17 protein-coding genes and 1 tRNA gene are annotated in these 24384 nt (G+C 69.5%); 10 read left to right on the top strand and 8 right to left on the bottom strand.

Translation table 11 applies throughout. From position 1 onward, the window contains the following. The first annotated feature begins 7 nt into the window (after positions 1 to 7). The gene (locus ACSVDD_RS28435) at positions 8 to 2023 is read left to right on the top strand and encodes a sensor domain-containing diguanylate cyclase (protein ID WP_448192795.1); all 2016 of its coding nucleotides are present in this window, start codon (positions 8 to 10) and stop codon (positions 2021 to 2023) included. Between the two features lie 4 nt (positions 2024 to 2027). Here ACSVDD_RS28435 and ACSVDD_RS28430 read toward each other — a convergent pair whose 3' ends face one another. Then, positions 2028 to 3071, bottom strand: coding sequence for an amino acid ABC transporter substrate-binding protein (locus ACSVDD_RS28430; RefSeq protein WP_448192794.1), 1044 nt, complete (start codon positions 3069 to 3071; stop codon positions 2028 to 2030). 125 nt (positions 3072 to 3196) lie between these two features. On the opposite strand from ACSVDD_RS28430, the gene ACSVDD_RS28425 reads away from it, so the two are divergent. The 3 genes from ACSVDD_RS28425 (at position 3197) to ACSVDD_RS28415 (ending at position 10961) form a co-directional block, all read left to right on the top strand. Beyond that, positions 3197 to 6790, top strand: coding sequence for a response regulator (locus tag ACSVDD_RS28425; RefSeq protein WP_448192793.1), 3594 nt, complete (start codon positions 3197 to 3199; stop codon positions 6788 to 6790). A gap of 469 nt (positions 6791 to 7259) precedes the next feature. Then, a complete protein-coding gene (locus ACSVDD_RS28420; protein ID WP_448192792.1) occupies positions 7260 to 8447 on the top strand; it encodes an acyltransferase family protein in 1188 nt (395 codons plus the stop codon). Between the two features lie 111 nt (positions 8448 to 8558). After that, positions 8559 to 10961 carry a sensor histidine kinase gene (locus ACSVDD_RS28415; protein WP_448192791.1) on the top strand — a complete coding sequence of 801 codons (2403 nt, stop codon included), beginning with the start codon at positions 8559 to 8561 and terminating at the stop codon, positions 10959 to 10961. Positions 10962 to 11317: 356 nt separating this feature from the next. On the opposite strand, the gene ACSVDD_RS28410 is transcribed toward ACSVDD_RS28415, so the two are convergent. Beyond that, the gene (locus ACSVDD_RS28410; protein ID WP_448192790.1) at positions 11318 to 12505 is read right to left on the bottom strand and encodes a hypothetical protein; all 1188 of its coding nucleotides are present in this window, start codon (positions 12503 to 12505) and stop codon (positions 11318 to 11320) included. Positions 12506 to 12632: 127 nt separating this feature from the next. On the opposite strand from ACSVDD_RS28410, the gene ACSVDD_RS28405 reads away from it, so the two are divergent. Both ACSVDD_RS28405 and ACSVDD_RS28400 read left to right on the top strand, forming a co-directional pair. Further along, positions 12633 to 12709 (top strand) — tRNA-Arg (locus ACSVDD_RS28405). A 112-nt stretch (positions 12710 to 12821) separates the two neighbouring features. Then, complete coding sequence (locus tag ACSVDD_RS28400) at positions 12822 to 12995, top strand: hypothetical protein (RefSeq protein ID WP_448192789.1); 174 nt, start codon at positions 12822 to 12824, stop codon at positions 12993 to 12995. Between the two features lie 3 nt (positions 12996 to 12998). Here the strand turns inward: ACSVDD_RS28400 and ACSVDD_RS28395 are convergent, their stop codons facing one another. Further along, complete coding sequence (locus ACSVDD_RS28395; protein ID WP_448192788.1) at positions 12999 to 13409, bottom strand: rhodanese-like domain-containing protein; 411 nt, start codon at positions 13407 to 13409, stop codon at positions 12999 to 13001. A 188-nt stretch (positions 13410 to 13597) separates the two neighbouring features. Between ACSVDD_RS28395 and ACSVDD_RS28390 the strand changes: the two genes are divergently transcribed. Together ACSVDD_RS28390 and ACSVDD_RS28385 are read left to right on the top strand one after the other, a co-directional pair. Continuing rightward, positions 13598 to 14188, top strand: coding sequence for a helix-turn-helix domain-containing protein (locus ACSVDD_RS28390; protein ID WP_448192787.1), 591 nt, complete (start codon positions 13598 to 13600; stop codon positions 14186 to 14188). A gap of 122 nt (positions 14189 to 14310) precedes the next feature. Then, on the top strand, positions 14311 to 15306 hold the full coding sequence (locus tag ACSVDD_RS28385; RefSeq protein WP_448192786.1) for a Tim44 domain-containing protein: 996 nt from the start codon (positions 14311 to 14313) through the stop codon (positions 15304 to 15306). A 61-nt stretch (positions 15307 to 15367) separates the two neighbouring features. On the opposite strand, the gene ACSVDD_RS28380 is transcribed toward ACSVDD_RS28385, so the two are convergent. The 4 genes from ACSVDD_RS28380 to ACSVDD_RS28365 form a co-directional block, all read right to left on the bottom strand. Beyond that, positions 15368 to 16672: a methyl-accepting chemotaxis protein gene (locus tag ACSVDD_RS28380; protein WP_448192785.1), complete on the bottom strand. Its 1305-nt coding sequence runs from the start codon at positions 16670 to 16672 to the stop codon at positions 15368 to 15370. After that, positions 16650 to 17174 (bottom strand): PAS domain-containing protein, encoded by a 525-nt coding sequence (locus ACSVDD_RS28375; protein ID WP_448192784.1) that lies wholly within the window; start codon positions 17172 to 17174, stop codon positions 16650 to 16652. The genes ACSVDD_RS28380 and ACSVDD_RS28375 overlap by 23 nt, the downstream gene beginning before the upstream one ends. 556 nt (positions 17175 to 17730) lie before the next feature. Beyond that, the gene (locus ACSVDD_RS28370) at positions 17731 to 18453 is read right to left on the bottom strand and encodes a response regulator transcription factor (RefSeq protein ID WP_448192783.1); all 723 of its coding nucleotides are present in this window, start codon (positions 18451 to 18453) and stop codon (positions 17731 to 17733) included. 25 nt (positions 18454 to 18478) lie between these two features. Next, complete coding sequence (locus ACSVDD_RS28365) at positions 18479 to 21337, bottom strand: cache domain-containing protein (protein ID WP_448192782.1); 2859 nt, start codon at positions 21335 to 21337, stop codon at positions 18479 to 18481. 216 nt (positions 21338 to 21553) lie between these two features. On the opposite strand from ACSVDD_RS28365, the gene ACSVDD_RS28360 reads away from it, so the two are divergent. Both ACSVDD_RS28360 and actP read left to right on the top strand, forming a co-directional pair. After that, positions 21554 to 21865 (top strand): DUF485 domain-containing protein, encoded by a 312-nt coding sequence (locus tag ACSVDD_RS28360; protein ID WP_448192781.1) that lies wholly within the window; start codon positions 21554 to 21556, stop codon positions 21863 to 21865. Continuing rightward, positions 21862 to 23529, top strand: a complete 1668-nt coding sequence (actP, locus tag ACSVDD_RS28355; RefSeq protein ID WP_448192780.1) for a cation/acetate symporter ActP — start codon at positions 21862 to 21864, stop codon at positions 23527 to 23529. Before ACSVDD_RS28360 ends, actP begins: the two co-directional genes overlap by 4 nt. 189 nt (positions 23530 to 23718) lie before the next feature. On the opposite strand, the gene ACSVDD_RS28350 is transcribed toward actP, so the two are convergent. Next, positions 23719 to 24384 (bottom strand): electron transfer flavoprotein-ubiquinone oxidoreductase (locus ACSVDD_RS28350; RefSeq protein ID WP_448192779.1); only part of this gene is annotated, 666 nt, incomplete at its 5' end.

The raw sequence follows: 24384 nt of genomic DNA, 5'->3' as shown, positions 1-24384 counted from the left end.
CTGGCTGGTGACGGTCGTCCTGGCCGTGGCCCTGGTGCTGATCGCCGGCTCCTGGTCGGTGCTCCACGTCGAGTTGGAACACGACCGTCTGACGGTCGCCGCCTCGGCGGAGAAGGACGCCGCCAATCTCTCCCGCGCCTTTGAGGAGCACGTCGCGCGCACCGTCAAGAACGCGGATTTCCTGCTGCGCATCCTGCGCGACGACTGGCAGGAATCGCCGCTGGACTTCATCCCCAAAGCGCGGCGGCTGCAAGCCCAGTACGGAGAGCTGGTGGTGCAGATCGGCGTCATCGCCGTCGACGGCACGCTGCTGATCAGCAATCTGGAGCGTGTCAAGGGCCACATCGACCTGAGCGATCGCGAGCACTTCCGCATCCATCGGGACACGGCCGACGACCGGCTGTTCATCAGCAAGCCGGTTCTGGGCCGGGTGTCGGGGAAATGGTCGATCCAGTTCACCCGCCGGCTGATGAATGCGGACGGCTCCTTCGGCGGCGTGATCGTGCTGTCCATCGATCCGGCCTATTTCGAGACGTTCTACGACACGGTGGACGTGGGTGAGCGCGGTGCCGTCGTGCTGATCGGGCTCGACCGGGTGATCCGCGCCCGGGTGTCGCGCGTGCCGATGCAACGCTCGCCGCTCGGCCAGGAGGCGCCGGCCGACCGGCCGTTCCTGCACGCTGATCAGCCGGCGGCCGGGGTGTACCGGGCGGTCAGCGCGGTGGACGGCGTCCCGCGCATCAACGCCTACCGGCGCCTGCACGACTACCCGCTGGTGGTGCTGGTGGTGCTGGCCGAGAACGAAGCGTTCGCCGGGCATCTGGAGCGCAGGGAGGTGCTCACCCAATGGACCGCGGTGTTCTCGCTGGTGGTGCTGGCCGGCGGGCTGGCGCTCGCCCGGCTGCTGTGGATGCGCGGACGCTACCGCGCCCGGCTGATCGCCGACGCGGACGCGCTGCAGGACGCCAACGACCGCCTTCTGGCGCAGCAGGATCGGCTGCACATGGTCAACGCCAATCTGCGCCTGCTGAACGACATCGCCGCGCTGGGCGATATGGGCGCCAGCGACAAGCTCACCGCCGCGCTGCGGCTGGGGGTCTCGCACCTCGGGCTGGAAATGGGCATCATCAGCCACGTCGAGGGGCAGGACTACACCGTCGTCCACTGCTGCGCCCCGCCGGGAGCCGATCTGGTGCCGGGGTGTGTCTTCGCGCTGGGCTCGACCTATTGCGCCATCACGCTGCAAGCCGACGACGTGGTGGCGATCGAACACATGGGCGTCTCGCCGCACGCCGGCCATCCCTGCTACGCGGCCTTCGGGCTGGAGTGCTACATCGGCGTGCCGGTCACGGTGCGCGGCGAGCGCTACGGCACGCTGAACTTCAGCGCGGCCCGGCCGCTGCCGCGTAGCTTCGACGAGGCCGACCTTGAGTTCATCCGGCTGCTCGGCCGCTGGGTCAACTCGACGCTCAGCGAGGAGCGCCTGAATGAAGAGCTTCAGCACCTCGCCACCGTCGATCCGCTGACCGGCATGTGGAACCGCCGCCATTTCCTGGAACTGGCGAATCGCGAACTGGAGCGGGCGCGCCGCTACGACCGGCCGCTGTGCGTGCTGATGCTCGACGTGGATCATTTCAAGTGGATCAACGACGCGCACGGCCACGCCACCGGCGACACCGCGCTGGTCGAACTGGCCGCCACCTGCCGTGTCACGCTGCGTGGCAGCGACCTGCTCGGCCGCCTGGGCGGCGAGGAGTTCGCGGTGCTGCTGCCGGAAACCGACACGCAGTGCGCCTGCGAGGTGGCCGAGCGGTTGCGCTGCGCCATCGCCGCGATCGACCTGCCGTCGCCGACCGGCCCGATCCGGCTGACCGCCAGCATCGGCGTGGCGGCGATGCACCCGGCGGACGCCTCGGTGGAAAAGCCGCTCAGCCGTGCCGACGAGGCGCTCTACCGCGCCAAGGCCGAGGGGCGCAACCGCGTCGCCGATGCCGACCGCGGGCTGGCCGCCACGGCGGGGTAAGCCCTCACCCCCCCAGGGGCGGCGCGTACAACAGCCCGCCCTTGCTCCACAGCGCGTTCGGCCCGCGGTCGATCTTCAGGCGCGACCCGGCGCCGAGGTGGCGCTCGAAGATCTCGCCGTAGTTGCCGACCTGCCCGATGGCGCGGCGCGCCCACTGGTCGTCGAGGCCCAGGCCCTCCCCCAACCCCGGCGTCAGCCCCAGCAGCCGGCGCATCTCCGGGTCGGCTCCGTCGGCCGGGACGGCGGTGGCGGCGGACGCGGCCAGCGCGGCGGTGACCCCCTTCTCCTCGGCCAGGACCAGCGCGTGCACCACCCAGCGCACCAGATCGGCCCAGGCGCGGTCGTCGGCTTTGACGGCCACGGCCAGCGGCTCCTTCGAGATGACCTCGGGGAAGATCACGTAATCGGCGGGGCTGGGCGCGTTCAGCAGACGCTGGGCGAACAGGCTGATGCGGTCGTTGGTGAACAGGTCGCAGTGGTGGTTGAAGAAGGCGCCGAGCGCCCCCTCGGTCGAGCTGACGGTCCGCACCGTCAGCTTGGCGCCGGTGGTGGCGATCCAGCCCTCCAGGTTGCGCAGCGTGGTGGTGCCCTCGATGACGCAGACGCGGGCGCTGCCGACCTCGGACAGGTGCAGCGCCCCCAGCGAGCGGTGCGCCATGAATCCCTGGCCGTCGAACATGTACATGGCGGGGAACGCGATGCCCTGCGTCGCTTCGCGGTGCCGCGTCCAGGTGGCGCCGTCGGCGGTCAGGTCGATCACCCCGTCGCGCAACGCCTGGAATCGGTTCGAGGTGTTCGTCTCGACGAACTCCACGTAATCGGCGTTTCCGGTGGTGGCCGCCGCGACGGCGCGGCAGAAATCGACGAAGAAGCCCTGCCAGCGCCCCTGCGCGTCCACCGCGGCCAGGCCGGTGCCGCTGGTCGCCACCCCGCAGCGCACCACGCCGGCCTGGCGCACGCGGTCCAGCGTGCTTTCGGCCGCCGCGGGCCGCGCCGCCATGAGTCCGGCGCACACCGCCATCAGGATAAAACAGGCCGTCCACCGCATGCCGCGCGCTCCACAGTCGATTGCCGCCCAGCATCGTCCTGGCAATCGAGGCGGGTCAAGCATGCCGCAGGTTTGGCCGGGTGTGGCGAATTGCACGCCCCGGCGGTGCCGTGCTAGGTTTTCACATGCAGTTTCCTCGGCTTGGCGTCGCTTTCCGCATCCTGGCGGGTCTCACGGTGATCGGCGGCTTGACCGCCGCCACCAGCGTCGTCGCCGTTTCGCTGTTTTCCCGCTTCCACGAAGGGTTCGAGCAGGTCGCCACCGCCAAGGTGCCGGGCCTCGTCAGCGCTTCGCAGCTGGCGCAGCAGAGCGGCACCATCGCCGCCAACGCCCCGGCGCTGGTCGCCGTGCAGAGCCAGTCGGTGCGCGAGGCGGTGATGGCCCGCATCAGCGACCAGATCGATCTGCTGGAAAGCTTGATGGACCGGCTGCGCGGCCGCAGCGGCGCCGACGCCGACCTGACCGAGCTGGAGCGCCGCAAGACCGAGCTGCTGGAGAACCTGCGCACCCTCAACACCCAGGTCGAGCGGCAGCTCACCGTGACGGCCGAGACCGGGGCGATGGTCGGCCGCGTGCTCGACCTCGGCGACCGCATCCGCCGGACGACGGCGTCGCTGGCCGAGGGCGACACCATCGCCAGGTTCGTTCCCGACGCTGCCTCAGCCGGCGAGGCCGAGGCGATCCGCCGGATGGAGCGCGGCGTGCAGCGCTGGGCCGACCACGCCGACCACGCCATGGCGCTGATGCTGGCCAGCGCCCGCGCCGACCACGAGGCGAAGGTCGAACGCCTGCGCCAGGATTATCTGGAGGTGCTGGACCGGGCGGTGCGGCCGCTGACCGGCCTGTCGCCGGCCCTGGTGCAACGGCTGGAGCCTCTGCACCGCGAGCTGACCGCGCTCGGCCTCGGCGAGCGCAACATGTTCGCCAGCCGTCTGGCCGAGATCACCCTGCAACGCGCCGTCAAGGGCGCGGTGACGCGCAACCAGAACGTCTCCGACCGGCTGGTCGCCTCGGTGTCCGACTATTTCCTGGGCATCGAGCAGGACATCGCCAGCCGTTCCGCCGAATTCGAGCGGGTGATCCGCGAGGGCGAGCGGGCGATCGTCGCCATGGCGGTGGTCTCGATCCTCGGCGCGCTGGGCATCTTCCTCTACATCCACCGCAACGTCGTGCGGCGGCTGCGCCTGTTGCAGGCCGCCATGAACGCGCACGAGGCGGGGCAGGCCGTGACCATCCCCACGCGCGGCAACGACGAGATCGGCGACATGGCGCGCGCCTTCCAGTTCTTCGTCGCCACCATCAAGTCGCGCGAGCGCGACCTGCTGGACGGCGAGCGGCGGCTGCGCGCCATCCTGGAGCAGAGCCCGGTCGGCGTCTCCATCGGCCGCGCCGATGGGACGGTGGCCTTCGCCAACGCCCGCGCCGCCGAATTGGCCGGCGTGCCGCTGGCGCGCTTCGTCGGCCGCCGCCACGCGCTGGCGCTGCCGGCGGAAGGCCGGGCGGAGGGGCAGGCGCTGGGCCGGGCGCTGGTTCCGGTGGGCGAGGCCGGCGTCATGGCGCGCGACGTGGAGCGCGCCCTGGACCGCCCGGATGGCAGCCGGGTGTGGGCGCTCCAGACGCTTCAGCGCACGGAGTTCGAAGGCCAGCCCGCCGTTCTGGCCTGGAGCTACGACATCACCGGGCGCAAGCAGGCCGAGGAGGCGCTGCGCCACGCCAAGGATCAGGCGGAGGTCGCTGCCCGCTCCAAGTCCGAATTCCTGGCGACCATGAGCCACGAGATCCGCACGCCGATGAACGGCGTGCTGGGCATGCTGGAACTGATCGCGTTCACCCCGCTGACGCACGAGCAGCAGGCGCTGGTCACCACCGTGCGCGACAGCGCCAACGCGCTGCTGCGCATCATCGACGACATCCTCGACCTGTCGAAGATCGAGGCCGGCAAGCTCGATCTGGAGGAACTTGACCTGTCGCCGGTCGAACTGGTGGAGGGCGTGGCCGACCTGCTGGCGCCGCAGGCGCACCAGAAGCAGCTGGCGCTGGTCTGCCAGATCGACCTGTCCGTGCCGGTGTCGGTGCGCAGCGACCCCGGCCGGCTGCGGCAGATCCTCTTCAACCTCACCGGCAACGCCATCAAGTTCACCGAGACCGGCCGCGTCGTCCTGCGCACCACCGTCCAGGGCTCCCCGGCGCCCGGTATGGTGACGCTGCGCTTCGAGGTGGAGGACACCGGCATCGGCATCAGCGAGGAGGGGCAGGCACGCCTCTTCCAGCCGTTCAGCCAGGCCGACAGCTCGACCACCCGGCGCTTCGGCGGCACCGGCCTGGGGCTGGCGATCTGCACGCGCCTCGTCGAGATGATGGGGGGCGCCATCGGCGTCACCTCCGCACCCGGCCGCGGCTCGACCTTCTGGTTCACCGTGGACCTGCCGCTGGGCGAGGTGGAGGCCCCCGCCGACGCCGTGGACCTCTCCGATCTCACCATCGTGGTGGCCGAGGGCGAGCCGGCGCAGCGCACGGCGCTGGTGCGCTACCTTCAGGACAAGCACGCCGCCGTCGCCGATGCCGCCAGCGCCGACGAGGCGCTGGAACTGATCGAGCTGGCGGCGCCCGACGCGCTGGTGCTGGCCGGCCTCCTGCCCGACGGCACGGCGGCGGAGGTGGTGGAGCGGATCGCCGCCATGGGCGTCCCACTGCCGCCGACGCTTCTGCTGACCGATGGGCGCGACACCGGCGAGGCGCTGCCGCTGCCCGCGGGCGTGCCGCAGGACACGCTGTCCCGGCCGCTGCACCGCGACCTGCTGTTCCGCAAGATCGCCGTGCTGACCGGCCGCGCCGCCCCCTGCGCGCCGGCCCGGCCCGATGCGGCGCCGAACGACGGCTGCGCCGCCGCAGCGGCCGTGCCGTCGGGCGAGGCCGACGTGCTGGTCGCCGAGGACCACCCGACCAACCAGCAGGTGATCCTGCGCCAGCTTCGCCAATTGGGGGTCGCGGCGGACATCGCCGGTGACGGCATCGAAGCGCTGACGGCGCTGCGCACCCGGCGCTACCGGGTGCTGATCACCGACTGCCACATGCCGCGCATGGACGGCTATGAGTTGTCCCGCCAGATCCGCGCCGCCGAGCAGGAAACGGCATCCGGCCGCCGCCTGCCGATCATCGCCATGACCGCCAACGCGCTGGCCGGCGAGATGGAGCGCTGCACCGCCGCGGGCATGGACGACTACATTTCCAAGCCGGTGACGCTGAAGCAGCTTGCCGGCGTGCTGGACCGCTGGATCGGCGAGGGCGCCGCCCCGGCCGCCTCACCGGCCGCCGCCCCGGCGCCGGTCCCCGCGTCGGTCATCGACGACGCGCCGTCGGGTGCCGAGGTGTCGCCGGTGCTCGACCTTGAGCATGTGCGGATGATGTTCGGCGGTCTCGACGCCGACGTGGTGACGATGCTGGAGTACTTCGTCGAGACGACGGCGCCGCTTCTGGACGAGGCCGCCGCCGCCCTGGCGCGCGGCGACCTGGAGGACGTGCGCCACGCCGCCCACGCCGCGGCGGGTGCCGCCCGCACCGCCGGTGCCGGCGTGTTCGCGCGGGCCTGCTCGGCGCTGGAGGTCGCGGCCGTGCGCGGCGACCTGGACGCGATCCACCACAGCAGCGCCGCCATGGCCGACGCCTTCCCACCCGTGGCCGAGGCGATCCGCGCGCTGCGCGAGGATGTGCCGGGTTAGGTCATGGTTTGCGCTTCCTTTTGAAGCCCCTCCCCCCTCGCGGGGGAGGGGTTGGGGAGAGGGGGATTTACGCCCGGCAGGGCGGAAGATAAGTTCCTGGCCGCTTCGCGGCGCCACCCTCTCCCCAACCATCGGCGCTTGCACGCGCCGATCCCGTCAAGGGAGAGGGGCTTTACATCAGGCCGGGAAACGCTCTAAGCGGCATTTTCGCGCTGGATCGAACGGTCTCGCTTGTGCTTGCCGTCCATTTGTCATAGGATGGAAGTCCTCTTCAGCGAGGGTGCGTCCGTGTAAGCGGCGAAATGCAACACCACCGTGATTCGCGTTTCATAGTGTTGCATAGCGTTTCATCCAGCGGCGCCGCCCCAAGCCAAGCCGTTGATCTCCAAAGAAACACCAGGGCCACCGCCGAAGCGCCGATGCAACGCCGCGTTTCACGTCACCGTCCGCCCCCGTCTGGAGCATCCGCATGGTCTACAGCCCGTTTCTCGCCCTGGCCCTCACCGTGGTGGCGGTCGGCGCGTCGGCTCTGATCCTGCGCGCGGTTCCCGCGGCGGCACGGCCGCTTGCCAGTGCGGATGCGGGGCGCTTCGCCGCCATCGACGGGTTGCGCGGTCTGTTGGCCTACGGAGTGTTCATCCACCACGGCGTCATCACGTGGCAGTACCTGCATACCGGGCAATGGGCGCTGCCGCCGTCGCGGCTGTACACCCATCTCGGGCAGAGCACGGTCGGGCTGTTCTTCATGGTCACGTCCTTCCTGTTCTGGAGCAAGGTGCTGAACGCCGGTCCGCGGATCGACTGGCTGGGGCTTCTGATCTCCAGGATTTATCGCCTGTATCCGGTCTATGGGCTGACCTTCGTTTCCGCCGTGACCTTGGCATTGACGACGACGGGGTTCGGCCTGAAGGTCGACGCGGCGGAACTGGCCCGGTCGCTGCTCGGCTGGGCCACCTTCAAGACGCCGGCCCTCAACGGCATGGCAAACGCCGGCCAGATCGTCGCCTACGCCACGTGGTCGCTGCCGTACGAGGTGCTGTTCTACGGCGCGTTGCCGGCGCTGGCGTTCCTGTTTTCCCCGGCGCGGCGGCTGTGGCCGGCGCTCGCCTCGCTGGGTGCCGTCGTCGCCATTCTTCTCTATTTCCGCGGCTTCGACCGGGCCGTCCTCGTGTGTTTCCTGGGTGGCTTCGCCGCGGCCTATGGGGTCCGCAGGCCGGGGCTTCTCCGGCTGGCGCGCTCGACGCTGGGGGGCGCCGTCGCCTTGGCGGCCCTGCTCGGAACGGTGGCGGGCTTCCCCGGCGCGTACGGTCCGCTTCCCGTGCTGGGTCTCGGCGTGTTCTTCGCCGCCGTTGCCGCCGGCCAGGATTTCGGCGGGCTGCTGACCCGGCGGCCAATCCTCTGGATGGGGGACATCAGCTACGGCGTCTACCTGCTGCACGGGATCGTTCTGTGGGTCCTGATCACCGGCAACGCCCCGTTGCGCGCCGCCGTGCTGGAGAACGAGCCTCTCTTCGCCCTGGCGTTCGCCGGTGCCGGAATCCTCGTCGTGGCGCTGGCCAGCCTCGTCCATCTGATGGTCGAGCGCCCGGCCATCGCGCGCGGCCGGGAAAACCACGCCCTCCTGCAAGCCGCCCGCGCCCGCCGCGTGCCCGCCTAGCGGTTCGCGTCGTCCCTCACGCGACCTACGACCTTGGTGTAAGGGCGGCACCCGCCATACCCGCGGGCGTCCGGCTTGTCGCGCCGCGCGGGCTGGGCTAGTTTGTGCGACGTGAGGACGTTTACCAAAACCTACGCGCCGGCCCTGGCCGCCCTAGGGCTGGCCGTGGGTGTCGGCTTGTCGGGCATGGCCGGGTCGCTGACGGTCTGGCAGGGGCTGTGCGCGCTGTTCGTGCTGGCGCTGGCCGCTCTCGGCTGGGTCGCGCAGACCGACCGCCGCCGCGCCGACCGCGCCGCCGCCGAGGTCGCCCGCCTGGAAGCCCTGCTGGCCGCCGCACCACAGCCCTGGTTCGGCTGGGATGGCGACGGTGGGCACACGTTGGCGCCGGAGTTCGTCGCGCTGCTGCACGGCGCTGCCCTGGAGAAGGCCGAAGACGTGGCCGCCGCGCTGGCGCCCGCCGACGCCAAGGCCTTCGCCGCGGCGCTCGACACCCTGCACCGCCATGGCGAGCCCTTCCGCATGGACGTGGCGGCGACGGACGGCCGGCATTTGCGGCTGATCGGCCGGCGCGGCAGCGCCGCCGACGGCGGGACGCCGCACGACGTGTTGTGGCTGGAGGACGTCAGCGACAGCCGCCGCGACGCCGAGGCGACCGTGAACGGCCGCTCCGAGGCCGAGGCGGCGGCGACCGAGCTGCGCACGGCGCTGGACGCGCTGCCGATCCCCGTCTGGCTGCGCCATGCCGACCTCGGGCTGGTCTGGTGCAACCAGGCCTACGCCCGCGCCGTGGACGCCGAACCGGACCGCGCCGTCGCCGAAGCGCGCGAGCTGGTGCCGGGCGGCGGTGGGCGGGCGCTGGCCGAGCGGGCACGCTCCGGCGGCTTCGCCCAGTCGCAGAAGCTGCCGGTGGTCATCGGCACCCAGCGCCGCCTGCTGGAGGTCACCGAGGCGCCGCTGCCGGCGCCGGACAACGGCACGCTGATCGTTGGCTACGCGCTCGACCTGACGCCGCTCGACGATCTGCGCACCGAGCTGGACCGCCACCTCTCCGCCCACGCCGAGGTGCTGGAGCGCCTGGGCTCGGCCATCGCGGTGTTCGGCCCGGACCAGCGGCTGAAATTCTTCAACCAGGCCTATGTCCGCCTGTGGGAACTGGACGAGGCGTTCCTGCGCAGCGAACCGACGCACAGCGAACTGATGGAGGAACTGCGCTCCCGCCGCAAGCTGCCGGAATACGCCGATTTCCAGAGCTTCAAGCGCGAGCGCCTGACCCGCTACACCCACCTGCTGGAGGCCACGGAGGAGCTGATGCACCTCCCCGACGGCACGACGCTGCGCTCGCTGGCGGCGCCGCACCCGTTGGGTGGCCTGATCAACATCATGGAGGACGTGACCAACACGCTGGCGCTGGAATCCTCCTACAACACGCTGATCGCCGTGCAGCAGGAGACGCTGGACAATCTGGCCGAGGGCATCGCGGTGTTCGGCGGCGACGGCCGGCTGAAGCTGTCCAACCCCGCCTTCGCCCGCATCTGGGACCTGCGCGACGAGGATCTGCAAGGCGAGCCGCACATCACCGAGGTGTTCGACCGCATGCGCCCGTTCTTCGAGGACGGCGGCGACTGGGACGCGCTGAAGGACGAGATGGTCGGCTCGACCCTGGAACGCTCGGTGCGCTCGGGCCGGCTGGAACGGACGGACGGCTCGGTGGTGGAGTTCTCCACGGTGCCGCTGCCGGATGGCGCCGTGCTGAACAGCTATCTGGACGTGACCGACAGCGCGCGCCTCGAACAGGCGTTGCGCTCCTCCAACGCCGCGCTGGAGGCCGCCGACCAGTTGAAGACCGAGTTCATCGCCAACGTCTCGCACCATCTGCGCACGCCGCTGAATGGCATCATCGGCTACGCCGAAGTGCTGGCGAACGAGTATTTCGGTCCGCTGACGCCGCGCCAGCTCGAATACGTCAAGGGTGTGCTGGCGGCCGGCGAGCGGCTGTTGAACCTGATCGACGACGTGGTGGACCTGACCAGCATCGGTGCCGGCGTCACCACCCTGGAGCACGGCCCGGTGGACGTCGCCGAGTTGCTGGACTCGGTGTCCTCCCTGACCAAGGAGTGGGCGCGCCGCGAAGGGCTGCGGCTGGAGGTGGCGGCCGACCCGGCGCTGGGCATGCTGGACGGCGACGAGAAGCGCCTGAAGCAGGCGCTGTTCAATCTGGTGGTCACGGCGATCCGCACGCCGTCGCCGGTGGGGCGCATCGTGCTGTCCGGCCGGCGCACCGATGACAGTGTGGTGCTGGGCATCAGCGACGGCGCCCCATCGGCGGTGGAGGAACTGCGTGGCCCGGCGCGTTTCGACCGCCTGGACGTTCGCGGCGGCCCGGCGCTGGGCCTGTCGCTGGTCAAGAACGTCATCGAGTTGCACGGTGGCCGCATGGAGATGGACGACGCGCCCGGCCAGGGACTGCGCGTGCGCTGCGTGCTCCCGGTGACGCGGCAGAGCGCCGCGGCCTAGCGTCGGCCGTCCTTCGGGCGTTGGTTCGAATGGCGCTTGCTCTTGCTGGCCAACCGTTTTAGGATGAAAGTCCTCGTTGGGAAAGGCGTGTCCGCACGGCGTCGAGCGGAATGAGACGCACCATCGAATCGTGTTTCATAGCGTTTCATTGTGTTTCATCCGGGCTCCTCTCATACCGTCATCCCCGCGCAGGCGGGGATCCATGCTCCCAGAGAATGAACTTAGCGCGAGGCCCTGGATCCCCGCCTCTCGCGCGGGCGCAGCCAGCGCTGGCGGCAGGCGGGTCCTGTGGACCCGCTGAGAGCCTGCGCGGGGATGACGGAAAGGGAAACGTTCAGTCCTTTCAGAAAACTGATCTAACGCCGGCGCGGCTTGATGACCGGTTCGCCCTCGTCGTCCGAGGTGTTGTCGAGGTCGAGCATGCCGCGCAGCTGCGCCAGCGTTTCTTCCAGCGACTTTTCCTGCGCCGTTTTGACAGGGGGGCGCTCGACTTCCGGTTCTTCGGGCTCGGGCTCTTTGGCGGGGGCGGGGGGCTTGGCGGGGGCCGGTTCCGGCTCGTCCGCGGCGGCCTTTTCGACCAGCGCGCGCAAGGCCGCCAAGCTCTCGTCGAGCGAGCCCGGCTGCGGCGGCGGGCGGCGGAACGGGACGGGAAACGGTTCATCCTCCGGTTCCGGTTCGTCCTCCAGCTCCGGTTCGTCCTCCAGCTCCGGTTCGTCCTCCAGCTCCGGTTCCGGCTCGGCCCATGCGTCGGGGTCGCGGATGGCGAAGGAGACGATTTCCTCGTCGGGGATGTCGTCCAGGTCGTCCGGCACGTCGTCCTCGGTGTCGCCGAGACCGTCGTCCTGGACATCGTCCTCCTGGTCCTCTTCGTCCTCGTCCTCTGGCGCGGAGGTCAGGGCGCGTAAGGCGGCCAGCGTCTCGTCCAGCGGTGAATCGTCCGGTGCAGCCCCCCTTGGCGTGCGGGGCGGCGGCTCGGGGGCGGGGGCCGGTTCCTCGTCGTCCTCGTAAGCGTGGGCGGGCGTCAGCTTGGCCATCAGCTCGTCGAACGCGTCGATCTCCGCCGCGCGCCGGTCTTCGTCCTCGCGGGCCGGCTCGTCCGGTTCGTCGTGCCCGTCGTCCGAAACGCCGCGCAAGGCGGCGAGGGTGCGTTCGAGCGGGCTGTCGGCGGCGTCCGGCTCCTCCTCGACCATGGTGTCGAGCAGGTCGTCGTCCATCAGGTCCTGGACTTCGTCGCGGTCGCGCGACTGGTCGCGCGACTCGCCGCGCACCGCCTGCAACAACCCCTGGAGCGCCCCCAGGGCACCACCGAAATCCTCTTCCGGCTCCGGGGCGGCGCTGGCGAAGGACAGGCCGGCCTCCTGCATCGGGCGGCTGTCCACGGCCTTGGAGTCGCAGCGCGAGCAGCGGTAGTGCGGGGCGATGGACAGGACCGGGTAGTTGGGCCCGAAGCGCCGTTCCAGATCCGCGCGCGAGAGCACCCCTTCGTGCCCGCAGTCGCGGCAGCGCATCTGGATGTCGACCTGGATGTCGCGAAGGAACAGCATGCGGGACATCGGCGCAGTATACCCACTGGCACCCGCTTGCCCAGCCGAAACGGCGGGCCGGAGCCGACGCGCCGGTCCACTCTACTGGTTGGCTTCCGCGTCGGAACTGGCTATCTTCGGCGGTGGCGGCCCCGTAGCTCATCTGGATAGAGCGACGGTTTCCTAAACCGTAGGCAGCTGGTTCGAGTCCAGCCGGGGTCACCATTTCCCCATCCTCGCCCGCCACGCCCGCACGGGCTACGCCGCTCACGCCGTTGCCCGCGGTGATCCGTCGCGTACCCTCGGCCTCGTCTGCGAGTGGACGAGAGGGGTGGTCATGACGCCGGCCGAGCGGGCCAAACGCCTGCGCCAGACGCTGCAAGGCAGCTTCCGCATCGACCTGTTCTCGGTGGTCGCCGAACGCGACTTCGAGCGCCTGCTGGCCGCCGCCATCCACGCAGCCGAACGCGACGCCACCCGCCGTGCGACGGGTGGCTCGCATCCGTCATGAGGTCTACTTGTCCTTGTGCGGCGGCTCGCCGATGGGATTGCCGGCCTCCTTCCACGCCTTGAAGCCGCCGCCCAGGTGGCAGATCGGCTCCAGTCCCATGGCGCGTAGCGTGTCCGTGGCGAGCGCCGAGCGCCAGCCGCTGGCGCAATAGAAGACGAGCCGCTTGCCCGACGCGAACACCGGCTTGTGGTAGGGGCTCTCGGGATCGACCCAGAACTCCAGCATGCCGCGCGGCGCGTGCAGCGCGCCGGGGATCATGCCGTCCCGCTGAAGCTCGCGCGGATCGCGGATGTCGACGAACACCACGTTCGGATCGGCAGCGTCGAACCAGGCGCGCGCCTGCTCCGGCGTCACCGTTTCGATTCGGGCGTTCGCCTCGGTCAGCAGATCCTTGTATCCCTTGGTCAACGGCATGGGTGTCCTCCGGTGTGGTTTCTTGATGCGTTGCCCGCCTTTGTATCAGGTGCCTGCACCCCCTTCGATAACAAGAATTTGCCGTAATTGCGCACCGCGTCATGCCAACGCGCCTTGGACAGCGGGCGCCATCCTGGCGATTCTGGCGCCCACGCCGCACCGTCCACCGGACCGGACCAAGGGGGGCCATGACCCTGCGCACGCTGCTTCTCGTCGATGACGATTCCGGGCTCGGGCGAAGGCTGTGCGACACGTTGCGCTCGTGGCGCATCGTCGTCACCACCGACCGCGGCAGTGCCTTGCAGGTGGTGAAGGCGCACCGTCCGCCGATCGCTGCGGTGTCGCTGGCGCTGACGACGCGCTGCGGTCCGGCGCTGGGTGCGGCGGGGGAGGGGCTGGCGGCGCTGGGCGGCATCCTGGCCGAGGCGCCGGCCACCAAGGTCATCATGCTCGACGGAACCGGCGACCGCGGTGCGGCGGCGCGCGCCGTGGCGCTGGGGGCGCACGACGTGGTCCGCCGCGGTCCCGACCTGGGCGAGTTGGCCGTGGTGATCGAGCGCGCCTACCACCGGTACGGGCTTGAGCTGGAAGGCCGCCGGCTGACGGCGGACGAGGCGCCGCCGACGCTGCGCGCGGTGCGCGACGAGGCGGAGCGCCGCGCCGTGCTGGACGCGCTGGCGCGCGTCGACGGCAATCTGTCGGCGGCGGCGCGGTTGCTGGAGGTCAGCCGGCCGACGCTCTACAACCTCCTGCGCCAGCACGGTATCCGTATGGTTTGAGCAGGATTTGCCTGCATATTTGTTGAGCGGGTGACAAGGAGCGGTCCCCCCTCTAAAACGGCAGCGGGGTCTCCCCATATATGCGACGTCCCGCGATCCGCGAGGCCAACGACGAACGAGCCATGACCCACGACACCCGTTCCCGACGCACCCGTGCCTTCGCCGCCATCGTGGTGGCCCTGGCCGTCGCCCTGTCGGCCAGCGGCGCCGACGCCCGCGCCGGCAGCTCCTCCTCCAGCGGCAGCCGCGGCACGCGCACCTACACGCCGCCCGCCACCACCAACACCGCGCCGAGCACCGCCGCCCCCATGGAGCGGTCGATGGCCCAGCCGACCGCGCCGCGCCCCTCCGCGCCCATGGGCGCGCCGGCTCCGGCGCCGTCGCGCGGCCTGTTCGGCGGTGGCGGCTTCATGTCCGGCCTGATGGGCGGCCTGATCGGCGCCGGCATCGGCAGCATGCTGTTCGGCGGCGGCTTCTTCAACGGCCTGGGGAGCTTCTCCGGCATCCTCGGCTTCATCCTCCAGATCGTCCTGATCGTCTTCCTGGTGCGTCTGGCGGTGCGGTTCTTCCGCAACCGCAATGCCGCCAGCCCGGCCTACGCCGGTCCGGGCGAGCCGCTGCGCCGCGACGGCCCGCCTCCGGGCGGTCCGCTGGGTGGGCTTGGCGGCGCGCTGGGGGGCGGTGCCTCCGCCGCGCCGCGTCCGCGTGACGAGCTGGGCGTCGCCCCGGCGGACTTCACCGAGTTCGAGCGCCTGCTGGGCGCGGTGCAGACGGCCTACAGCAACGAGGATCTGGCGGCGCTGCGCGCCATCGTGACGCCGGAGATGCTGTCCTACTTCTCCGAGGAGTTGGCTGCCAACACCAGCCGCGGCGTGGTCAACAAGGTGTCCGGCGTCCGCCTGTTGCAGGGCGACCTGTCCGAGGCGTGGCGCGAGGGGAGCACCGAGTACGCGACGGTCGCCATGCGCTTCGCGCTGATCGACGTGACGGTGGACCGCGCCACCGGCCGCGTGGTGGACGGCGACCCGAACCGCCCGACCGAAGCGGTCGAGCTGTGGACCTTCGTCCGTGGCCAGGGTGGCCGCTGGATCCTCTCGGCGATCCAGCAGACCCGCTGACGGCCGACAGGGTGAAACGAACAGGGGCGCCGCGAGGCGCCCCTTCTTCGTTGTGCGACCGTCACGCCCGCCGGGCCTTTTGCAGGAAGCGGTCCACATCGGTGCGTAGGCGGTCGGCCTGCTGCGACAGCGCGGACGCCGCCGAGAACACCTGATCGGCGGTCATCCCCGCCTCGCCGGCCGCCTGGCGGACGCAGGCGATGCGGGCGGAGACTTCCTCGGTGCCTTGTGCCGCCTGCTGGACGTTGCGGGCGATCTCGTGGGAGGCCGCCGCCTGTTCCTCCACCGCCGAGGCGATGGCGCCGGCGATGCCGCTCATCTCCAGGATGGCGCTGCCGATCTCGCCGATGGCGCCGACCGCCTCGCCGGTGGCCTGCTGGATCGCCGCGATCTGCTCGCCGATGGATTTGGTGGCCTGCGCGGTCTGGCTGGCCAGCGTCTTCACCTCGGTGGCGACCACCGCGAAGCCCTTGCCCGCCTCGCCGGCCCGCATCGCCTCGATGGTGGCGTTGAGTGCCAGCAGGTTGGTCTGGTGCGCGATGTCGTTGATCAGCCGCACCACATCGCCGACCCTCTGCGCCGCGTCGGTCAGGCCGCGCACGGTCTCGTTGGCGCGCTCGGCGCGATCGACGCCGTTGCGGGCGATGGCCGAGGACAGCGCGATCTGCCGGCTGATCTCGCCGATGGAGCACGACAGTTCCTCGGCGGCGGTCGCCACGGTCTGCACGTTGGCCGAGGCCTGCTCGCCGGCCGCGGCGACGGTGACCGCCTGCTCGTTGGTTTCGCTGGCGGTGCGCGACATGGTCTCGGCGCTGGAGCGCATATCGCCGGCCGCGCTCGTCACGCCGCTGACCACGGTGCCGATGCTCGCCTCGAACGCGCTGGTGTAGGTGGCGAACTCCGCGACCTGCGCCTCCGTGCGGGCGGTCGCCTCGTTCAGCGTGCGCGCGGCGTTGCCGAAGCTGCCCGGCAACCCTTGCAGCAGCACCTTGCGGAAGTACTTGCCCTCGCTGACATGGTGCGCCGAGCCGCGGGCCTCGCGCACGAAGGCGTCGGTGATGTCCAGCAGGTTGTTGACGCTGCGCTGGAGGCGGCCGATGTCGCCCGGCTCCGGCACTGTCAGGATGCGCACCTCCAGGTCGCCGCCGGCCGCCGCCACGCAGATGTCCGCCGTGCGGCCCACCACGCGCGCCGTGCGCACCAGCTCGAACACCACCCCGGCGAGCAGCGCCAGCATGGCGACGTGTCCGGCCAGCCGCCCGGCGGTGCCGGTCTCGACCAGCCACGGCAGCACGGTATCGGCGGCCACCACCGCGGTAACCGCTGAGGTGAGCAGCAGCGCCTTAGAGAGAGAAGACAAATTCATCATAGCCGACTCCCTTGCTGCGCAGGGTGGAAACCAGACGGTCGTGGGAGCGCTGCATGCCCACGGCGTGGTCGGCGGCGGCGCGCTCCTCCTCCAGCAAAGTGCGGTAGAGCGCGCGGGCGGCCTCGACCTGCGCCGTCCCCGGCTTGCGGCGCATGGAGTGGTAGCCGACCACCTGCCCATGGGTGTCGAAACTCGGTGTCACGTGCGCAAGGACCCAGTAGTGATCGCCGTTGCTCGCCATGTTGACGACGTAGGCGAACATCTCCCCCCCGCTCTTCAGCGTGTCCCACAACATCTTGAAGATGCAGCGCGGCATGTCCGGATGGCGGATGATGTTGTGCGGCTTTCCCAAGACGTCGCTAATGTTGAAGTGCGATACCCGCAGAAATGTTTCATTTGCGTAGGTGATAAGCCCCTTCGTATCCGTCTTTGTTACAATAATTTCATTTTCAGCGAAGGGGCTCTCACGGCCGGTCGGGCTTGTCAGCATTCTCGCCATTGTGGGCCTGCTGGTTTTGTTGTTTGTCTCTTCAACGGTAAAGCCACAATTCCGTCGGGTCCATTGCGCCTAAGGCCAAGTCTGGCAGGTAAGACTCTATAAGATTGCCTATGACGTGGAGGCGTATCCGTAACCACGGCATGCGTGGCAAGCGTGATTCTGTAAGCGCGGCTCCGGACAACCGGCGATGCCAGCACTGGATGCAACGCTATGCAACGCGATTCGATGGAGCGTCGCATCCGGTCGGCGTCGAACAGACGCTGTGAGACACGAATCGATGGGGCGTCTCATACCGAAGGCGCTTGATGTCTTCCATCAAGCGCCTTCGGTTCAAACCCGGCAGCATATTGCGCAGCAATGTGCGGGAGGGTGATACGGCCGGCCGATCATGGAAGCATTCATGCGCCGGCCGTCTCACTCGCTCACCATCGTGTGGACGCGGTTTGCTGACGAGGAATTTAATCCTATAGAAAATTGCCCGCCAAGAGCAGGTGTGCCGTTCCTTTGTAGGTTGGGCCGCGCTGGCGCTTGGCCCAACCTACGAACTCCTGCCGTCCTACCGCAGCCACACCACGTCGCCCGCGAACAGGTAGCCGGCGCCGTAGACTGTCTTGATCAGCCGGGGCGTGCGCGGGTCGTCCTCGATCTTCTTGCGGATGCGGGACACGCGGACGTCGATGCTGCGGTCGTAGGAGAAATCGTCGCGGTCCAGGTCAGGGCCTTGCAGATGCTCGCGTGACAGCACGCGCTTGGGCGCCCGCAGCAGGGTCAGCAGCAGGGACGCCTCGGCCGCGGTCAGGCTGTCCTGCCGGCCGTCGTCGGCGGTCAGCGTCAGGTCGCCCAGGTCGAACACCCATTCGCCGAAGCGCGCCTGACCGGTTTCCGTGGTGGCCGCCGCTGCGGTCAACTGCTCGCGCCGCCGGATGGCGCTGTTGACGCGGGCGACCAGCTCGCGCGGCTCGAAGGGTTTGGCGATGTAGTCGTCGGCCCCGAGTTCCAGCCCCAGCACGCGGTCGGACGTGCCGCCGCGCCCGGACAGGATGATGACGCCGAAACGCACGTCCTCCCACAACTCCCGCACCAGCGTCAGCCCGTCCATGTCCGGCAGGCCGAGGTCGATGATGCAGAGGTCCGGCGCGTGGCGGTGGATCGCGTGGCGCGCCTCCCGCCCGCTCGCCCAGGACGACACCTCGTAGCCATAGCTCTCCAGCACGCCCGTCACCAGGGTTCGGATGTCGGCGTCGTCCTCGATGAGATAGATCCGCTTCTTCTGTGCCACGCGCGTTTCCCCCGGCTCCATGCGCTTATGCGCTCGCGGGTTCGGCGGCGCGGCCGATGGCCGCCACCAGGTCCCGCTTGTCCCATGGTTTGCGCAGTATGACCGTGTCGGGGGCCACCTCGCCATACTCGACTGAAAAACCGCTGACGAGAACCACCGGCATGGACGGGCGCAGGATGCGGGCGCGGCGGGCCAGCTCGATCCCGGACAGGCCGGGCATGACGATGTCGGAGACCAGCAGCGACAGGCTGTCGATCTGCTCGACCAGTTCCGCCGCCTCGTCGCCGCCCGACGCCTCCACCACGGAGAAGCCGAGTTCCACGAGCTGCTGGCGCATCACCTGGCGGACGTCGTCGTTGTCCTCCGCCACCAGGGCCAGCCGGCCCTGCCATCCGCTGTCGAGCGTGTCGGGCAAAGGCGGGGCGGCGGCTTCGGGCAGCAGGAGGGCCGCCGGCTCGGCGCGCGGCAGCAGCAGGGTGACGGCGGTGCCGTGGCCGGGCTGGCTGTCGATGTGGAAATAGCCGCGCGACTGCTTGACGAAGCCGTAGACCATGGACAGGCCGAGGCCCGAGCCCAGCGTCTTGGTGGTGAAGAAGGGCTCGACCGCGCGGACCAGCGCCTCCGGCGTGAAGCCGGTGCCGGTGTCGGTCACGCGGATTTCCAGGTAATCGTCGGGGCGCACCGGCTCGTCGAATTGCAGGGTGTCGGCCCCCGTGCAGGCCACCGTGCGGACGCCGACCGCGATGTCCAGCCGGCCGCCGTCGGGCATGGCGTCGCGGGCGTTGATCGCCAGATTGACCAGCGCGTTCTCCAGCTGCGTCTGGTCGGCGATGGTCCAGCATTGCTGGTCCTCGTCCGGGACGACGATCTCGATGGAGCTGGGGAAGGACCGGCGCAGCAGCACGGCCATGTCGCGCAGCAGGCCGCACAGCTCGGTGGGTTCCGGCTTCAAGGGCTGCTGGCGCGAGAAGGCGAGCAGGCGCCCGGTGATGTCCGCCCCGCGCCGGCCGGCGCGCTGGGCCGGCTCCAGATAGGTGTCCAGCCCCTCGACCCCGGCATAGCGGTCGCGCGCCGCCGACAGATTGCCGATGATGATCGACAGCAGATTGTTGAAGTCGTGGGCCAGCCCGCCGGACAGCTGGCCGACCGCCTTCAGGCGCTGGGCCTCGATCAGCTGGCGTTCGGTCTGCTTTTCGTCGGTGACGTCCAGCGTCAGCACGAACAGGCCGGAGACGGCGCCATCCTCGCCGCGGTGGGGGACCAGCGTGGTCTTGGTGACCAGCGTGCGGCCGTTGCGGGGCAGGCTGTATTCGAACGTCACCTCCTCCCCGGCGCGGCAGCGGTCCATGTGCGGGGCGAGCGCCTCGTGCGCGCGGCGGCCGACAATGGATACGAGATCCTGGCCGATCACCGCGGCCTTGGCGCGCCCGACCAGTTCGGCCCAGCGCCGGTTGGCGAAGGTCAGGCGCTCGTCGCGGTCCAGTCCGGCGATGGAGGCGGGGATGGCGTCGAGGATCACGCGCTGGCGCGCCTCGGCCTCGGCCAGGGCGCGGCGGGCGGTGTTCTGGCTGGCCATCGCCTCGCGCAGCCGGGTGTTGACGTCCTCCAGGGCGGCGGTGCGCTCGCGCACGCGGCTGTCCAGCGTGGCGATGTCGTTGCGCACGCGCCCGACCATGCCGTCGAAGGCGGTCGCCAGCAGGCCGATCTCGTCGTCGCGCACGATGCCGGTCTCGGCGTTCAGGTCGCCGGAGCGGACGCGGGCGGCGGTTTCGGCCAGCTGGTGCAGCGGGTGCACCAGCCGCCGCACCGCGACGTAGCCGAGCACGCCGCCCGCCAGCATCAGCGTCACCGCGATGACGAGGATGCGGTTGCCGAGCACGACCGACGAGCGGCGCAGCTCCTCCACATAGACCGACGAGGCGATGTACCAGTCGAACCCTTCGAAGTGGCGGACCCAGCTGATCTTTTCATAGGCGTAGTTGCCGGGATCGTCGGGCTTGTCCCACAGGTAGGTCAGCGGTTCGCCGCTGGCCGCGGCGCCGCGCAGTTCTTCGCCGATGGGCTTGCCGGTGATGGGGTTGGGCAGGGTGCCGAAGATGGTTTTCTCGATGTTGGCGTTGGGATGGATGATCATCCGGTCGGCCGAATCGAAGATGTACAGATAGCCGGTCCGCGCGATGCGCAGCTTGCGCAGGGCTTCGCGCAGGTCCTCGATGGCCTCGGCCTTGCGGCGTTCGACCTCGGCGTCCACGTCGGCCAGATAGGCGCCGGTGCCGACGATGATCCCCCGCTGCGGCAGGTCGCGGAAATAGCTGATCTTGGGGGCGTGCTCGTCGCCGTTGGGGCGCCACCACGGGTAGGTGTGGAAACCCTCGCCCTCGCGCCGGGCGGTGGCGATGATGGTCGGCAGGATGTGGTTGCCCGTGCTGTCCCGCAAATCCGACGCGTCGCGGCCCTGGAAGTCGTCCGAGGGGTGGGACAGGATCACTGAATTGTAATCGATCACCCAGATGTAGTCTTCGTTGCCGTAGCGCAGCGCGCGCAACCCCTCGGCCACCAGCCGCTGCGCCTCGTCCCGCGAGATCTCGCCGCGGTCGGCGCGGGCGTGGACGTGGTCGATGTAGCCGACGGCGAGGGAGACGATGTCGCGCAGGCGCGTCTTGTAGGACTCGATGGTGATGGTGCGCTGTTCCTCCAGCCCGACGCGGATGCGGCTGACCAGTTCGAACACGTTGTCGAGGATGGTGCGGCTGGCGTCGCGCTCGATCTCGTAAGCCTTTTCCTCGATCAGCGGGACCGAGAAGACGTAGACCGCCGACGAGAACAGCCCGAGCGTCAACAAAATCGCCGAGAACAGCCGAAGAAACAGACGCGAGCGGACCATGGTGCTGTGCTACCGGCGCGAAGGGCAGAAAGGTCCTTATAGTTCCAGCTTCCCGGCGCCCGCTCAACCGTGAATCGAGAGATTGTTGCTGAAATCACGCTGCAACAATTCGTCATATTCCCGAGAAATTTGGGCAACACTGTTCGGCTAGCGGATGGACCCAGACCCCCGTCATTGGGGACAGAAACGAAAAGACCGCCAACGTCTGGAGGAAACATGTCGAACCCCGTGTATGAACGGGTCCGCCGGAACCCGAAATTCCAAGAACTGGTCAGGAAGCGCGGCCGGCTGGCGCTGGTCCTGTCGCTGATCGTGCTGGTTGCCTACTACGCGCTGATGATGGCCGTCGCCTTCGCGCCGGACGCGCTGCGCACGCCCATCGCGCAGGGATCGGCCATCTCCGTCGGGTTCCCGATCTCTGCCGTCATCATCGTCATCTCCTGGCTGCTGACCGGCGTCTACTCACACTTCGCCAACGGCGAGTTCGAAGACCTCAACAACGAGATCGTGGCGGAGAGCGAGCGATGAGCAAGGCATTCCTGGCTGCGCTGACGGCGGCCCTGCTGGCCGCCGGTCCGGCGCTGGCGGCCGGCGACATGGGCGCCACCGCCAAGCAGGCGATCAACCCGACCGCCATCGCCATGTTCGTGGCGTTCGTCGGCCTGACGCTGGTCATCACCTACTGGGCGGCCAAGCGCACGCGCACGGCGTCGGACTTCTACACGGCGGGCGGCGGCATCTCCGGCGTCCAGAACGGCCTCGCCATCGCCGGCGACTACATGTCGGCGGCGACGCTGCTCGGCCTGTCGAGCATGGTGTACCTCACCGGCTTCGACGGCGTGGCCTACATCGTCAGCTTCTTCGTCGGCTGGCCGATCATCCTGTTCCTGATGGCGGAGCGCCTGCGCAACCTGGGCCGCTTCACCTTCGCCGACATCGCCTCCTACCGTCTCGACCAGTCCAAGGTGCGCACCTTCGCCGCGATGGGCTCGCTGACCGTGGTGTGCTGCTATCTGGTGGTGCAGATGGTCGGCGCCGGCCAGCTCATCAAGCTGCTGTTCGGTCTGGACTACGCGGTGGCCGTGGTGCTGGTGGGCGTGCTGATGGTGATCTACGTCACCTTCGGCGGCATGATCGCCACCACCTGGGTGCAGATCATCAAGGCCTGCCTGATGCTGGGCGGCGGCCTGCTGCTGCTGCTGCTGACGCTGACGAAGTTCGGCTTCAGCCTGGAGTCCATCGCCTCGAGCGCGACGGCCGCGCACAAGGCCGGCGTGAAGATCATGGGTCCGGGCGCGCTGCTGGCCGACCCGGTGTCGACGGTGTCGATGTCGCTGGGTCTGGTGTTCGGCACCTCGGCGCTGCCGCACATCATGATGCGCTTCTTCACCGTTCCGAACGCCAAGGAAGCGCGCAAGAGCGTGTTCGTGGCGTCGGGCCTGATCGGAGCCTTCTTCCTGGTGGTCGCCATCCTCGGCATGGCGGCGATCTCCGTCGTCGGCACCGACCCGAAGTTCTTCGAGGGCGGCGTGGTCGGCGGCAAGCTGATCGGCGGCAACAACATGCCGATCATGCACCTGGCCCAGGCGATGGGCGGCGACCTGCTGCTCGGCTTCATGTCGGCGGTGGCCTTCGCCACCATCCTGGCGGTGGTGGCCGGTCTGGCGCTGGCCGGCGCCTCGTCGATCGCGCACGACCTGTACGCCCGAGTCATCTGCAAGGGCACGGCGACCGAGGCGCAGGAGATGCGCGTGTCCAAGGCCTCGTCGCTGGTGCTGGGCGTCGTCGGCGTGGTGCTGGGCATCCTGTTCGAGAAGCAGAACGTCGCCTTCCTGGTCGGCCTGACCTTCGGCATCGCGGCCTCGGCGAACTTCCCGGTGCTGATCCTGTCGATGTACTGGAAGGGCCTGACCACCAAGGGCGCGCTGTGGGGCGGCCTCACCGGCCTGGTGTCGGCGGTGACGCTGGTCATCCTGTCGAAGACGGTGTGGGTTGCGGTGATCGGCTACGACACCCCGATCTTCCCGTACGAGCACCCGGCGCTGTTCTCCATGTCGCTGGCGTTCCTGGTGACCATCGTCGTCTCCAAGCTGGACGGCAGCGCCCGCGCCAGGGCGGAGATCGCCTCCTACGACGACCAGTACGTCCGCTCGCAGACCGGCATCGGCGCGGCGGCCGCGTCGAGCCACTAAAGCGGATTTTCATCCGCTTTAGATTCATATGGCCTCATGTGCCGGCCGGGCTTCGGCCGCACATGCGGCCGGGACCGCGGTCGCGGTCCAAAGCGGATCGCAATCCGCTTTAAGCGCTTAAAGAAAAAGCCCTCCCCCGGTTCGTCCGGGGGAGGGCTTTTGTTTTCCACGTTTTGCTTTCTACGGCTTCTACATGCCCGGATAGTTCGGGCCGCCGCCGCCCTCCGGGACGACCCAGTTGATGTTCTGGGTGGGGTCCTTGATGTCGCAGGTCTTGCAGTGCACGCAGTTCTGCGCGTTGATCTGCAGGCGCGGGTTGGTGCCGTCCTCGTTGCGGACGACCTCGTACACCCCGGCCGGGCAGTAGCGCGTCTCCGGCGCGTCGTAGAGCGCCAGGTTGACCCGAATCGGCGTCTCCGGGTCCTTCAGCGTGAGGTGCGCCGGCTGGTCTTCCTCGTGGTTGGTGTTCGACAGGTACACCGAGGACAGCCGGTCGAAGCTGACCTTGCCGTCCGGCTTGGGGTAGGCGATCGTCGGCGTCTCGCCGGCCTTCTTCAGCGTGGCGTGGTCGGGGTGCTGGTGGTGCAGCGTCCACGGCGCCTTGCCGCCGAACAGGTAGGTGTCCACCGCCCCGTTGACGATGCCGCCCCACAAGCCCCAGCGGAAGCCCGGGCGGATGTTGCGCACCTTGTGCAGTTCGCTCCACAGCCAGGACTGCTTCAGGCGCTCGGGGTACTCCGTCACTTCAGCGCCGTTGCCGCCGCCGGTCAGGTGCTCGAACACCGCTTCCGCCGCGAGCATGCCCGACTTCATGGCGGTGTGGTTGCCCTTGATCTTCGGCACGTTCAGGAAGCC

The organism is Azospirillum terrae (assembly GCF_053470425.1).
This window is presented reverse-complemented; position numbering and strand designations above follow the sequence as displayed.